General features: G+C 69.7%; 11 protein-coding genes. 9 read left to right on the plus strand and 2 right to left on the minus strand.

All coding sequences use genetic code 11. The features are described 5' to 3' along the window. Positions 1-50 precede the first annotated feature (50 nt). The 4 genes from pabB to ACIRB1_RS46275 all read left to right on the plus strand — a co-directional run bounded on the left by pabB (position 51) and on the right by ACIRB1_RS46275 (position 4,619). Positions 51-2,111 (plus strand): aminodeoxychorismate synthase component I, encoded by a 2,061-nt coding sequence (gene pabB / locus ACIRB1_RS46260; protein WP_403469989.1) that lies wholly within the window; start codon positions 51-53, stop codon positions 2,109-2,111. Further along, a complete protein-coding gene (locus tag ACIRB1_RS46265; protein ID WP_403469990.1) occupies positions 2,108-3,052 on the plus strand; it encodes a prephenate dehydrogenase dimerization domain-containing protein in 945 nt (314 codons plus the stop codon). The genes pabB and ACIRB1_RS46265 overlap by 4 nt, the downstream gene beginning before the upstream one ends. Next, entirely contained in the window at positions 3,049-3,360 is a 312-nt protein-coding gene (gene cmlD / locus ACIRB1_RS46270; RefSeq protein WP_403469991.1) for a 4-amino-4-deoxychorismate mutase CmlD, read from the plus strand. The genes ACIRB1_RS46265 and cmlD overlap by 4 nt, the downstream gene beginning before the upstream one ends. An 80-nt stretch (positions 3,361-3,440) precedes the next feature. After that, complete coding sequence (locus tag ACIRB1_RS46275) at positions 3,441-4,619, plus strand: 3-deoxy-7-phosphoheptulonate synthase (protein ID WP_403469992.1); 1,179 nt, start codon at positions 3,441-3,443, stop codon at positions 4,617-4,619. 83 nt (positions 4,620-4,702) lie between these two features. On the opposite strand, the gene ACIRB1_RS46280 is transcribed toward ACIRB1_RS46275, so the two are convergent. Further along, the gene (locus ACIRB1_RS46280) at positions 4,703-5,914 is read right to left on the minus strand and encodes a Cmx/CmrA family chloramphenicol efflux MFS transporter (protein ID WP_403469993.1); all 1,212 of its coding nucleotides are present in this window, start codon (positions 5,912-5,914) and stop codon (positions 4,703-4,705) included. A 293-nt stretch (positions 5,915-6,207) separates the two neighbouring features. Between ACIRB1_RS46280 and ACIRB1_RS46285 the strand changes: the two genes are divergently transcribed. Together ACIRB1_RS46285 and ACIRB1_RS46290 are read left to right on the plus strand one after the other, a co-directional pair. Beyond that, complete coding sequence (locus tag ACIRB1_RS46285; RefSeq protein WP_403469994.1) at positions 6,208-7,527, plus strand: cation:proton antiporter; 1,320 nt, start codon at positions 6,208-6,210, stop codon at positions 7,525-7,527. Further along, positions 7,524-8,264, plus strand: coding sequence for a 4'-phosphopantetheinyl transferase (locus tag ACIRB1_RS46290; protein ID WP_403469995.1), 741 nt, complete (start codon positions 7,524-7,526; stop codon positions 8,262-8,264). The genes ACIRB1_RS46285 and ACIRB1_RS46290 overlap by 4 nt, the downstream gene beginning before the upstream one ends. On the opposite strand, the gene ACIRB1_RS46295 is transcribed toward ACIRB1_RS46290, so the two are convergent. Then, entirely contained in the window at positions 8,261-9,250 is a 990-nt protein-coding gene (locus ACIRB1_RS46295) for a transcriptional regulator (RefSeq protein ID WP_403469996.1), read from the minus strand. The two genes, ACIRB1_RS46290 and ACIRB1_RS46295, sit on opposite strands and share 4 nt — an antisense overlap. A 556-nt stretch (positions 9,251-9,806) precedes the next feature. On the opposite strand from ACIRB1_RS46295, the gene ACIRB1_RS46300 reads away from it, so the two are divergent. From ACIRB1_RS46300 to ACIRB1_RS46310, 3 genes are read left to right on the plus strand one after another with little or no spacing between them, the layout of a single operon-like run. After that, positions 9,807-10,304 carry a hypothetical protein gene (locus ACIRB1_RS46300; RefSeq protein WP_403469997.1) on the plus strand — a complete coding sequence of 166 codons (498 nt, stop codon included), beginning with the start codon at positions 9,807-9,809 and terminating at the stop codon, positions 10,302-10,304. A 42-nt stretch (positions 10,305-10,346) separates the two neighbouring features. Continuing rightward, positions 10,347-10,868 (plus strand): hypothetical protein, encoded by a 522-nt coding sequence (locus tag ACIRB1_RS46305; protein WP_403469998.1) that lies wholly within the window; start codon positions 10,347-10,349, stop codon positions 10,866-10,868. Further along, the gene (locus ACIRB1_RS46310; RefSeq protein WP_403469999.1) at positions 10,862-12,085 is read left to right on the plus strand and encodes an MAB_1171c family putative transporter; all 1,224 of its coding nucleotides are present in this window, start codon (positions 10,862-10,864) and stop codon (positions 12,083-12,085) included. The genes ACIRB1_RS46305 and ACIRB1_RS46310 overlap by 7 nt, the downstream gene beginning before the upstream one ends. Positions 12,086-13,280 lie beyond the last annotated feature (1,195 nt).

The following is a 13,280-nucleotide window of genomic DNA, read 5'->3' on the forward strand; positions in this document are numbered from 1 at the left end:
GCCCTTCAGTCCTCCCACTTCGCGAGCCCTCCGAGACAAGGGGCCCCATCATGCGCACGCTGCTGATCGACAACTACGACTCCTTCTCCTACAACCTGTTCCAGTACATCGGTGAGGCGACCGGCCAGCCCCCCGTCGTCGTGCCCAACGACGCCGACTGGTCGCGGCTGCCCGTCGAGGACTTCGACGCGATCGTCGTGTCACCGGGGCCCGGCAGCCCGGACCGGGCGAGGGACTTCGGGATCAGTCGGCAGGCGATCACCGAGAGCGGTCTGCCCGTCCTCGGCGTCTGCCTCGGCCACCAGGGCATCTCCCAGCTCTTCGGCGGCACCGTCGGCCTCGCCCCGCAGCCGATGCACGGCCGGGTCTCCGAGGTGCGGCACACCGGCGAGGACGTCTTCCGAGGCCTCCCTTCCCCGTTCACCGCCGTGCGCTACCACTCCCTGGCCGCCACCGACCTCCCCGCCGAGCTGGAGACCCTGGCCTGGAGCGACGACGGCGTCGTCATGGGACTGCGGCACCGTGAGAAGCCCCTGTGGGGGGTCCAGTTCCATCCGGAGTCGATCGGCAGCGACTTCGGCCGGGAGATCATGGCCAACTTCCGCGACCTCGCCCTCGCCCACCACCGGGCCCGGCGGCACGCCACGGCCACCCCGTACGAGGTCCGCGTGCGCCGCGTCGACGTACTGCCGGACGCCGAGGAGGTACGCCGGGCCTGCCTGCCTGGCGACGGTGCCACGTTCTGGCTGGACAGCAGCGCCGTCCTCGAAGGTGCCTCGCGCTTCTCCTTCCTCGGCGACGACCGCGGCCCGCTCGCCGAGTACGTCACCTATCGGGTCGCCGACGGTGTCGTCTCCGTCCGCGGATCCGACGGCAGGACGACGCGGACGACGCAGCCCTTCTTCACGTACCTGGAGGAGCAGCTCGACCGCCGGCGCGTACCCGCCGTCGCCGGTCTGCCCTTCGAGTTCAACCTCGGCTACGTCGGCTATCTCGGCTACGAGCTGAAGGCCGAGACGAGTGGCGAGCCCGCGCACCGGTCGCCGCACCCCGACGCCGCGCTGCTCTTCGCCGACCGCTTGATCGCGCTCGACCATCAGGACAACTGCTGCTACTTGCTCGCCCTCGACCGCCGCGGTCAGGACGACGGGGCACGCGCCTGGCTGAGGGAGACCGCGGAGACCCTCACCGGTCTGGCCGTCCGCGCCCCGGCGGAGCAAACCCCCAGCATGGTCTTCGGCGCTCCCGAGGCGGCGGCCGGCTTCGGCCCCGTGGCCCGGGCACGCCACGACAAGGACGCGTACCTCAAACGCATCGACGAGTGCCTCAAGGAGATCCGCAACGGCGAGTCGTACGAGATCTGCCTGACGAACATGGTCACGGCGCCGACGGAGGCGACCGCCCTGCCGCTGTACTCCGCGCTGCGCGCGATCAGCCCCGTCCCCTACGGCGCCCTGCTCGAGTTCCCTGAACTGTCGGTGCTCAGCGCCTCGCCCGAGCGGTTCCTCACGATCGAAGCGGACGGCGGTGTCGAGTCCAAGCCCATCAAGGGGACCCGTCCTCGCGGAGGCACGGCCGAGGAGGACGAGCGGCTGCGGGCCGACCTGGCCAGTCGGGAGAAGGACCGGGCCGAGAACCTGATGATCGTCGACCTGGTCCGCAACGATCTCAACAGCGTCTGCGCGATCGGCTCCGTCCACGTGCCCCGGCTCTTCGAGGTGGAGACCTACGCGCCCGTGCACCAGCTGGTGTCGACGATCCGGGGGCGGCTGCGGCCCGGCACGAGCGCCGCCGCCTGTGTGCGTGCGGCCTTCCCCGGCGGCTCCATGACCGGTGCGCCGAAGAAGCGCACCATGGAGATCATCGACCGGCTGGAGGAAGGGCCCCGAGGCGTCTACTCCGGCACGCTCGGCTGGTTCTCCCTCAGCGGTGCCGCCGACCTCAGCATCGTCATCCGCACCATCGTGCTGGCGGCCGGCCAGGCGGAGTTCGGCGTCGGCGGGGCGATCGTGTCCCTCTCCGACCAGGAGGAGGAGTTCACCGAGACCGTGGTGAAGGCACGTGCCATGGTCTCCGCCCTCGACGGCACCGCGGTGGCGGGCGCGCGATGAACGGCTTCGCCCGGAGCGTCGTCGTCGGCGGGAGCGGAGCGGTGGGCGCCATGTTCACCGGCCTGCTGCGGGAGGCGGGCAGCCGAACTCTGGTCGTCGACGTCGCACCGCCTCCGGAGGAGCGGGACGGCTGCCTGGTCGCCGACATCACCGCACCGGGGCCCGAGCTGGCGGCTGCCCTGGGCCGCGCGGACCTCGTCCTGCTCGCCGTTCATGAGGCGGTGGCCCTCGAGGCTGTGGCTCCCGTGACGCGGCTCATGCGACCGGGCGCGCTGCTCGCCGACACCCTCTCCGTCAAGACGGGCATGACCGCGGAACTCGCGGCCCACGCCCCCGCTGTCGAGCACGTCGGTCTCAACCCGATGTTCGCCCCGGCCGCCGGCATGGCCGGCCGGCCCGTGGCCGCCGTGGTGACGAGGGACGGGCGCGGCGTCGCCGCCCTGCTTCGGCTCGTCGAGCAGGCCGGTGGCAGACCCGTACGGCTCTCGGCGGAGGAGCACGACCGGACGACCGCGGCCACCCAGGCCCTGACCCACGCGGTGATCGTCTCCTTCGGGCTCGCCCTCGCCCAGCTGGGCGTGGACCTCCGCACCCTCACGGCGGCGGCACCGCCACCCCATCAGGTTCTGCTCGCCCTGCTGGCCCGCGTACTCGGCGGCCGCCCGGAGGTGTACGGCGAGATCCAGTGGTCCAACCCCCGGGCCGCGTCCGCGCGTCGGGCGCTCGCTGAGGCGCTGCGCTCCTTCGCCTCGCTCGTCGGCGACGACCACGGCCGTGGCGAAGAAGACGGCGCCCAACCCCGGGGAGCCACAGGCCTGGACGGCGTCTTCGAGGAGCTGCGCCGGCTCATGGGGCCCGAGCTCGCGGCACACCAGGACCACTGCCGAGAGCTGTTCCGCACCATCCACCGCACCGACGACGAAGGTGAGACGGACCGATGACCGAGCAGGACGAGTTGCACCGACTGCGCACGGAACTCGACGCTCTCGACGGGACGCTGCTGGACACCCTGCGCCGCCGCATCGACTGCGGCGTCCGCATCGCACGGTACAAGTCCCGGCACGACGTCCCGATGATGCAGCCCGGACGGGTCAGCCTGGTCAAGGAGAGGGCTGCCCGCTATGCGGCCGCCCACGGCCTCGACGAGACGTTCCTGGTGAACCTCTACGACGCGATCATCACGGAGATGTGCCGCGTCGAGGACCTGGTGATGAGCCGGGCGAACCAGCCCTCCGGGGACCTGCGTTGAAACCCTCCCTCCGGACCACCCCGCACGACCCCCACTACAGCCCTGCCGGCACCTTTCCGTGGAGGGCCAAGGAGACCACGATGCACGCGACCACGACGCTCGCGTCCCTCACCGGGCGGACGGCGGCGCAACAACCCTACTGGCCGGACCCGGAAGCCCTCGACGAAGTGGAGCGGGAGCTGGCACGACTCCCCGTGCTCACCACCGAGAACGAGGCCATCGACCTGATGAACGGGATGGACCTGGTCGCCCGCGGCTCGGCGCTCCTCATCCAGGGCGGTGACTGCGCCGAACGCTTCCACGAGGCCGTTCCCGAACTGGTCCGCCAGAAGGTGGACAACCTCCAGGGCATCGCCGCGATCATGCGGGCCAGCAGCGGGCTGCCCGCGGTGGCCGTCGGCCGTATCGCCGGTCAGTACGGAAAGCCACGCTCCTCGCCTTTCGAGACGGAGGAGTCGGGCTCGCGACGGAAGATGCCCAGCTACTGCGGCGACGCCGTGAACAAGCCCGAGTTCGAACCGTCGGCCCGCAACCCGGACCCCCGCCGGCTCCTCACCGCGTACACGTGCTCGCGGTTCGTCCTCGACGAGATCCGGCACTCCTGGTCGGGGCGGCCTGTCCTGGAACGGGTGTACACCTCACACGAGTTGCTTCTCCTGCCCTACGAACGGCCGCTGGTACGACGGGGCGTGCACGGTACGTACAGTGGTTCCGCCCACTTCGGGTGGATCGGCGAGCGGACGCGCCGGGACGACGGCGCCCACGTCGCCCTCGCCCAGGCCGTGCACAACCCGATCGGCGTGAAGCTGGGGCCGTCGGTGTCGCCGCAGGACGCGGTCGCCCTGAGCCGGTTGTTGAACCCGGAGGGCGTCGCGGGACGGCTGACGTTCATCGTGCGCTTCGGCGCGAAGGACGTGGACCGGCTCCTGCCGCCGGTGGTCGAGGCGGTCACCCGCCATGGCGCACCGGTCGTCTGGCTCTGCGACCCCATGCACGGCAACGGACTGAAGCTGTCCGGCCAGAAGACCCGGTTGATCGAGCCGATGCGTGCCGAGATCGCGGTATTCACCCGAGCGTTGCGGGCGCACGGGCAGTGGCCGGCGGGCCTCCACCTGGAGCTGACCCCGGACCCGGTCACCGAGTGCGTGTCGGAGCGGGACGAGCCGCCGCGGTTCACGAACTACCGGTCCACGTGCGACCCGCGTCTGAACCCCGAGCAGTCGGCGGAGATGGTCTCCCATTTCCTCTCCCTGCTCTGAAGCATGTCCCGTACGCCCCCGCGGCTACGGCCGGTGGCCCGTCCGCACGAGGAGGACGGGCCACCGGACACGGGGAGCTGGGGTCAGGATCGGGCATCCACAGGATGATCGGCCGTACGGTTCTCGGTGGCGCCGGGGTCGTCCTTGCCACCGGTGATGCCGGCGGCCCGGGCAGCCCCCGCCAGGACCAGGGCGGTGGCGACGAGCACGGCGCTCACCACCAGCGGCGAGCGGTAACCGAGGTCGGCGCCCAGGGCGAGGCCACCCAGGGCGGGTCCGGCAGCGGCGCCGACGTTCATCGCGGCGGTGGCGAAGCCGCCGGCCAGCGTGGGCGCGGCCGAGGCGGTGTAGAGGGCCTGGGCGATCAGCGTGGAGCCCACGCAGAACGACAAGGTCCCCTGGATGAAGGCGAGGATCAGCGCCACGGCGGGGTTCGCGGCCGTGAAAGCGAAGAGCAGCCAGCCCACCACGAGCGCCGCACCACCGACCGCCAGCACCTGGCCGGGACGGCTGTCCGCGAGCCGGCCGCCCACGTTGACCCCGACGAAGGCCCCGATGCCGAACAGCGCCAGAGTGGCAGGCACCCAACCGGAGCTCAGGTCCGTCACGTTGGTGATGACAGGTGTGAGGTACGTGAACGAGCAGAACGTCGCTCCGTTGACCAGCGCCCCGAGCACGAGTGTCATGATCACCCGGGGTGTCCGGAAGGCCCGCAGCTCGTGGCGGACGCTGGGAGCCGCGGGGTCCACGGGCGTGGCCGGGACGGACCGAAGCACCGCGAAGACCGCCGGGGTGCAGACGATCGCGACACCCCAGAAGGTCGAGCGCCAGCCCCAGACCTCGCCCAGGACCGCGCCGAGGGGGACACCGGCGATCAGGGCGAGGGTGACACCGCTCAGGAGCACCGACGTCGCACGACCCTTGGCCTGGGGTCCTGCCATGCTCGCCGCGGTAGCGAGGCCGACGGCGAGGAAGCCCGCGTTGGCCAGTGCGGCGATCACTCGCGTGACGAAGAGGACCTCGAAGCTGTGGGTGAGGGCGCCCACGACGTGGGCCAGGAGGAAGGTGATGAGGAAGGTGAGCAGGGCTCGGCGTCGCGGCCATCGCAGACTCAGCATCGCGACCAGCGGCGCGCCGACGATCATGCCGACGGCGAAGGCCGAGGTGAGCGAACCGACGGCAGGGAGGGACACACCGAAGTCGGCGGCCATGTCCTCCACCAGCCCGGACAGCATGAACTCCGACGTTCCCTGGGCGAATACGGCCAGCCCGAGAACGTAGATGGCAAATGGCATGAAGATGCTCCAACTACATCGCAGAAAGAGGGAACGCGACGCATGGACGGAGGGTCCTGCGGTCGCGTGGGAGACGTCCCGGAGAGAGTTCCGGTCGTGATCCCGCGATGCGGTTGATCCGTGGCGGACGCACGACGTCCTGCTCGGCGACGGAGCCGGAGAAAGCAGGGTCGTCAGAGGTTTACGCGATCAGCCACCGGATCACCGGTGGCCCGCTTCTTTCCGCCTCAGGACTCGACATGTCTCTCAACATAGCAACGCCCAGATCGCCGTGTCTAACGGAAAGAGTGTTCATGACGACCCATCAAACAGCCATGATCATGGTCGGTCTGGCGTTGATCCTCTTGCTCGCGCATGCCCTCGGGCGCCTCGCACAGCGGTGCGGCCAGCCGGCCGTCCTCGGCGAGATCCTCGCCGGCATCCTGCTCGGCCCGACGCTGTTCCACGGCGCCCTTTCAGACGCCGTCTTCCCTTCGGACGTCCGGCCGATGCTCAGCACGCTCGGCAACCTGGGCGTCGCGCTGTTCATGTTCCTCGTCGGGCTCGAGCTCGACGGCCGGCTGCTGCGCGGGAACAAACGTGCTGCGCTCGGAGTGTCCGTGGGGTCGATCGTCTGCTCGTTCGGACTCGGCGCGCTGCTGGCGGTGTGGCTGTGGAACGATCACGCGGTCGGCGACCGGCTCGGCTTCGTGCTGTTCATCGGCGCGGCCATGTCCATCACGGCCTTCCCGGTCCTGGCCCGCATCCTCACCGACCGCGGAATCCAGCGCACCAGGGTCGGTGCGCTGGCCATGGCGAGCGCGGCCGTCGGGGACGTCGTCGCTTGGCTGTTGCTCGCCGCCGTCCTCACCTTCACGGGGAGCCAGAGTTCGTGGCAGGTGCTTCTGGTCCTGCCGTACGCGCTGGTCATGATCGCGGTCGTACGGCCGCTTCTCGCCAGGTTCCTGGCCACCCGCGAGCCGCGCGGGGCGCATGACGGGGAGCGCGGGCCGGGTGCCGCACCCCTGTGTGTGCTGACAGTGGTGCTGCTCGTCTCCGGCGCCCTGAGCGAATGGTTCGGGCTGCACTTCATCTTCGGGGCCTTCCTCGCCGGCGCGATCGTGCCGCGCGACGGCACGGAGCGGCTCCGCGCGGCGGTCGTCGACCGCTTCGAGACGATCACCTGGATGTTGCTGCCCGCGTACTTCACGGTGGCCGGGCTGAAGGTCGACCTGAGCGCGGTGGACGGGGACGGACTCGGCGAGCTGGGGCTGATCCTCCTCGTCGCGATCGGCGGCAAGTTCGGCGGCGGTTACCTCGGAGCGCGGGCCGCGGGCCGGCCCGGGCGGTCGGCGACGACCCTGGGCATCCTCATGAACACCCGTGGTCTCACCGAACTCATCATCCTCGGCGTGGGACTGCGACTGGAGTTGCTCGACACCGATCTCTACTCACTCATGGTGGTGATGGCCCTCGTCACCACCGCCATGACCGCGCCGCTGCTGCGCTGGGCCTACCCACGTCAGATGGTCGACGCGGATCTGCGGGAACTGGCCGCGCAATGGCAGGCGACGGCATGCCGCACCGAGCCCGCCCGGCCTGTGGACGGGAAGCCGTCGGAGGCGAAGCGATGATGCCCACGCTCCTGACCGGGCTGGTACCGGAAGCGGCCCTGACCGCCGAGGAGTTCGGCGACGTACCGGACGCCTGGATCTTTCCGGAGGAGGCGGCTGTGCTGAGCCGGGCGAAGGACCGCCGGCGCCGGGAGTTCGCCACGGTACGGCACTGCGCGCGGGTCGCCCTGACGTCCCTCGGGAGGCCGGCCGGACCGATGGTCCCGGGCGAGAGAGGTGCCCCGACCTGGCCGGAGGGCGTGGTGGGTTCGATGACCCACTGCGATGGCTATCGTGCTGCCGCGGTGTCCCGGAGGATCGACGTCGCCGCCCTGGGAATCGACGCCGAACCCCACGCGCCACTGCCGCGGGGTCTTCTCCGCCGGATCGCGTCACCCTCCGAGCGCAGCCACCTGACGGCACTGCGCCACACTCGTCCGGCGCTCCACTGGGACCGGCTGTTCTTCAGCGCGAAGGAGTCCGTGTACAAGGCCTGGTTCCCTCTGACCGGGACCTGGCTGGACTTCCGCGAGGCGGAGCTGACCCTGGATCCGTACCGGCAGACCTTCCGCGCCCGTCTGCTGCGGCCGGGACACGATGACGAAGGGCGACCGCTCCACACGCTCCTCGGGCGGTGGCGGGTCGGCCGCCGGCTCGTCGTCACCGCCGTCGCCCACGGGGTCACGGCCTCCGACGCCGGAGGCATGACGTACGTCCCGTGGGAGGCCGGCTCCGCCACCGCGTACGGACGGCGCTAACCGGTCAGGGAGTCCTCACAACGCAGTTCCTGAGCCATTCCCTTGAGGTCGTCGGCGCAGGCGGACAGGATGTCGGCCACCGCGCTCCGTCCGTGCAGGGGAATGGCGGGAGCGAGGCGCTTCCAGTCCTCGGTCGTCCGCAGCTGCGTGTGCAATCGGTGCAGGACCAGCCGTCCGCTCTCACTGAGCCTCAGCGAAGGGTCGTTGCGGAGACCGTCGAAGAGGGTGATACGGCGAGCGCGATCGGGCGCGGGTCCCCTGCCCGTACGGTCTTCGTCCGGAGCGATCGCCATGGTGGCGGTGGGAGCGGCTGGGTCCGCCGGACCGTCGGACCGGCGGCTGTCCGGAACCGGCGGCCGCCCCTGGGCCAGTCGGTGGCGCACGTCACGGGCGGTCCCCACGGAGATCCCGGACCGCTTGGCGATCTCCCGAAGCGAGGCTGCCGGATTCTGTCTGATCACCTCGGCGGCTACCCGGCGTCCCTCCACCGTGGTGGACGGACGGACCCGGCCGTCACGGCCGACCCGCACGTCCGGTCGCGCGCCCGGGTCGGCGATGCCCCTGCGCAGCGCGCCCACGCCGGTGGCGTTCCAGCCGGTCCTCTCGGCGATGCTGCGGTCCGACCACTGGGGGTGTGTGCGCAGAATCCGTAACGCGGCCTGCTTTCGCTCGTCGGTCGAGAGCGGAAGGCCGTGCCGTGTGTTGGACTCCACGGCGAGCAGGAAGGCCGCACGCTCGTCTCCCTCGAACCAGCGGGCGCCGATGGTGCGCCGGTTGCGCAGCTCCGTGGCCCTTACCCGGTGCATGCCGTCGACGACGCGCAAGGTCGCCCGGTGCACCAGGATCGGCGGGAACTCCGCCTCGCTCTCCGCGAGTGCCCGTACGTGTGCTGGGTCGAGCGCGAAACGTGGCGAGTCGGCCGGCAGCAGGGTGCGTATGTCGATGTCGAAGGTCGAGGCCTGTCGTTGATCCGATACTGCGGACATCAATGCCTCCAGGAATGCGCGTCATCCATGGCAGGAAGGGCGGGTTGGTCCGCCGCCCAGAGCACGACGGGGCGCAGCGCCGACGCACGGCGACGGCGCGCGGGGAGAGGATTCACCGCATCTGGGCGCGCGGGAATGACGAGTGGGGGGTTGGGGGGCAGGGAAGCAGAGCCGACGAAGCGGCTGCGGGTCAGCGCGCGGTGCGGGGATGCGGAGGTGTCAACTGCCGTGCCGGCGAAGCCTGGTTCTCGTCATGGCCGTGGCGTCCGGTGAGGACGCCGGTCTCGGACGACTGGCACTCGACTGGTTCGCCCACTGGTCCTGCCGGTCCCGCGGCTGCATCATGCGATCGCGATCCTTTCGACGGATGAGCGTGGCCCCGTCGGGGCACGTGAGGTAGCCCGATCTTGACGCTAGGTCAGCGTACGATGAATCGTCAACATGTCCGCTGGCGCGGACAGTCCTGTTCAGCCGGCCCACGTTGTCCGAGATCAAGCTTGTCCGCTCCAGCGGACAGGGATACACATGACCCGTGTCTTCGAGAAGAAGGGGTGGCATGGGCGGGGAACCGGCAGACCATGACGGAGTGCGTCCGCTGCTGCGGAAGTTCGATCAACGGCTCACCGAACTGATCCACGCCCTCTACCCCGATGAACAGCAGCGGCCGGGATACGCCCGCCTCGCCCGGGAGATCAGCACCGCGACCGGTGGCTCCATCTCGGGGACGTACTTGTGGGAACTCGCCACAGGCAAGAAACGCAACATCACCCTCGAACAACTCGACGTCCTTGCCCAGTTCTTCGGGGTGCCTCCCGAATACTTCCTCAACGAGGAGGTGTCGCAGCGGGTGAAGGCCCAGCTGGCCCTCGCCACCGCCCTGAGGGATGCCAAGGTACGCAATCTGGCCATGCGGGCCTCGGGGCTCTCGCCCGCGAGTCTCGACTCCCTGCTGACCATCGTGAACGAGACGAGGAAGGTCCAGAACCTCCCCGAACAGGGCCACCAGGGCCCGGGCACGGACGCCGAGGCCGACGGAGAAGCGACGGCCACGTGATGCGGGCCGCCTTCGAACCCGACACCAAGGAAGGAGCGGCAGTTGCTGCGCCCCCTCACCTTGCATCGGCGGTGTCGGAAGCTCGCCGAACAGATCCGGCTCCCCCAGCCGTTCTCGATCGCGAGCTTCCGTGACCACGTCGCGGCGCAGCGTGGAAGACCGCTGTACCTCCATGCGTTACCGCCCGAAGCCGCGACGGCAGGTGCCTGCGGCCTTTGGCTCGCGACGACCGCCAACGACCACATCTTCTACGAGCAGCGGACGTCCGCGCTCCATCAGGAACACATCGTGCTGCACGAGTTCGGCCACATGCTCTTCGACCACCATCCGGTGGCCGGGGAAGCGGACGACGGTGACGCCCTGAGCACGGTCCTGCCGGATCTCGATCCGCGCATGATAGGACGCATCCTCGGCCGGACCAACTACTCCACCCGCCAAGAGCGCGAAGCGGAGCTGCTCGCGAGTCTCCTGCGCACCGGGGCGGACCAGCCGCCGCGACAGGAACGACACGGCCCGCTCGCCAGTCTGAGTGCGGCCCTCGGGGTCGAGGGCCCCGCGTGCTGACCTCGCACCTCACCGCGTTCGGCACCTGGCTGACCTACCCGAGCTGCCTCTGCCTCTGCCTCGCCGTGCTCCTTCGCGCGGCGCCGTCGCTGCGCGCCGCGGATCAGCGCGGACTCTGGATGGCCGTGACCACCGCGGGCGTGGCGATGGCACTGGACCTCCCCGCCGTCACGAGGCTCGCCACGCATCTCGCTGGCACCAGCCACGCGGTCGACCTGGTGAAGAACCTGACGGGAGTGGTCTCCGCGGGCGCCGTCCTGTTCTTCGTCTCCGCCCCCATCGGGAGTCGCCGGCTGCACGCCGGCCTCTGCGGTGCGATCGGCACGATCCTGGTCGCCCTGACGGTCCTCGACCTCTCCGCCCCGGCGCATTCCTCCCACTCGGTGATCGCCGCCGGGGGCCCGTCGCCGTCCTTCTCGTACTGGCTGACACTCATCTCCACCCACGTGGTGGCCAATTCCGTGTGCGTGATCGTCTGCTGCTGGTACGGCCTGCGCACGGACGACCGCCCCCTCGCCACCGCTCTCTGGTTGTTCGCCTCAGGCACCGCGCTCGCCACGCTCTTCTGGATCGGCCGGCTGCTCCGCCTCGCGCTGGACGTGGCATGGGCTCTGCCGTATCTCCCGCTCCTCATCAACCTGCATGCCCTCTTGCGCGCGACAGCCATCCTCGTACCCACCGCCGTCAAGCTCGGCCGCACGCTGGCCAACGCCCGCACCGTGTGGCGGCTCTGGCCCCTCTGGCACGAACTGGTAGCCACCGTCCCCCATGTCGTCCTGACCAGGCGCCGCTCAAGACTCCTCGAAGTCCTCTGGCCACCGGTGCCCCACCGGCTGCTCGCCTACCGCAAGCTCATCGAGATACGGGACGCCATGCTGGAACTCGACCATTACGTTCCACCCGAGCTCCCCCTGCTCGCCCGCGACCATGTCCGCCCCCTGGACCTCACACCCGTCCAGGCCGACGCGGTGGTCCTGGCGTGTGTGATGAAGGATGCCCACCGGGCAAGGCTCGCGGGCAGCCCCCGGTGCGAATTCCCCGCAGAATCGTTTGACCATGGGAAGCCTCCGCTGCTCCCCACCCGCCAGGAGCACGCGTCAACTCTTTCGGCCGAGAAGACCCACCTGATCGGGCTGGCCCGGGCCTACACCTCGGCACCCGTCCGCTCGTTCGTCGCCTCTCCGCACAGCCACGCGCCGGGGCACCGGGAAGGCTAAGGCGTTCACCTGACGCGAAGCGCCCCGGAGGAGGACCTTCCTCGGATCAGAACGCTTCTGCTACGGCCGCCGCCCGAAGTTCGAGCAGCTCCGCCTCGCCCGCAGCCACGTACCCGCCCCGTGCACCCGCCCCGGCCCCGGCGCCTCGCACGACGTCTTCCGCCAGGCCGACACCGGGTCACCTCGGAGCCGACAGCGGCACCGCAGGACGTGATCCTGCCGTCCCGGTGCCTCACAAGTTTCACCGCAGACCGCTATACGGTCCTGGCTGCCGCCCAGGCTCTATCCGTCGAACGCACCGAGCTTGGCGAGGGGCAGTCGGCCCGCGGGCAGAGTCCCTCCTGGGCCGTTTCCAGTACGGACAGTTTCCCGCGCCCTACGAGGGCGGCAATTCCACGCCGCGCTGCGGACGTCCCCGGCCGCATCGGCGCCATCCACTACCCACAGCAGCGCGCCCGCGGGCGACTTTCCTCATACCTTGGGCCTCAATGCGGCCTCAACCCCGCCCTCGACCTCTCGTGCAGGCCGCCGTTACAGCCCACGCGAACCAAGGTCCGCCTTGTTCTCGCAGGTCAGGGCAGCATCAACCACAGTCGCCGCAGACACCGTTGAACTTGTGAGCAGCGGATTCAATCCGTTCAAGCAGAGTTGACGACCCAACAGGACAAAATGAACGTTTCCGCAGGTCAGAGCCCTGCACAAGTGGGGCGGGTGGGACTCGAACCCACGGCCGACGGATTATGAGTCCACTGCGCCGCTTCACGATGACGTCCGTCCGCCCAGCCGTCCCGTTCTCCTGCCTGGCCATCTCCAGCCAGGACAACGGGAACACCACCCGAGATGGAGCAACAAGCAGTGTCCGAAAGCGGTGAGTGAATCATCGGCCAGCGGTTCCAAGCCATTGAAGGGCGACCGCCGACAGGTCTCACTACAGCACTGATCTGCATCAACACCCCTCCAGGAAGAAAAACGGGTGCATTCGACCCGGATTCGACCCGAGGCCCACCTATCCCGAGAACGAACATCTATGAACTGCAACGATGCACGAAGTGCCGCTGCACCAGCCAAATATGAGCAAAAGGGTGAGCATAAAGCGCCACTGAGGGGCCACGAAGTTTCCGGACAGGCACCCAATAGGGTTGTCCTGAACAAGGAAACGAGGAAGAAGTGGCGCCACCCAGTAAGTACTCTCCGG

It is taken from the genome of Streptomyces sp. NPDC096013 (assembly GCF_044763565.1).
Classification (GTDB): Bacteria; Actinomycetota; Actinomycetes; order Streptomycetales; family Streptomycetaceae; genus Streptomyces.

Bases quoted from the DNA above. Each gene is read 5' to 3' on its own strand.
- ACIRB1_RS46265 (WP_403469990.1), top strand. From the start codon at position 2,108: ATGAACGGCTTCGCCCGGAGCGTCGTCGTCGGCGGGAGCGGAGCGGTG.
- ACIRB1_RS46300 (WP_403469997.1), top strand. From the start codon at position 9,807: ATGGGCGGGGAACCGGCAGACCATGACGGAGTGCGTCCGCTGCTGCGG.
- ACIRB1_RS46295 (WP_403469996.1), bottom strand. From the start codon at position 9,250: ATGTCCGCAGTATCGGATCAACGACAGGCCTCGACCTTCGACATCGAC.
- ACIRB1_RS46280 (WP_403469993.1), bottom strand. From the start codon at position 5,914: ATGCCATTTGCCATCTACGTTCTCGGGCTGGCCGTATTCGCCCAGGGA.
- pabB (WP_403469989.1), top strand. From the start codon at position 51: ATGCGCACGCTGCTGATCGACAACTACGACTCCTTCTCCTACAACCTG.
- ACIRB1_RS46275 (WP_403469992.1), top strand. From the start codon at position 3,441: ATGCACGCGACCACGACGCTCGCGTCCCTCACCGGGCGGACGGCGGCG.
- ACIRB1_RS46290 (WP_403469995.1), top strand. From the start codon at position 7,524: ATGATGCCCACGCTCCTGACCGGGCTGGTACCGGAAGCGGCCCTGACC.
- ACIRB1_RS46285 (WP_403469994.1), top strand. From the start codon at position 6,208: ATGACGACCCATCAAACAGCCATGATCATGGTCGGTCTGGCGTTGATC.
- cmlD (WP_403469991.1), top strand. From the start codon at position 3,049: ATGACCGAGCAGGACGAGTTGCACCGACTGCGCACGGAACTCGACGCT.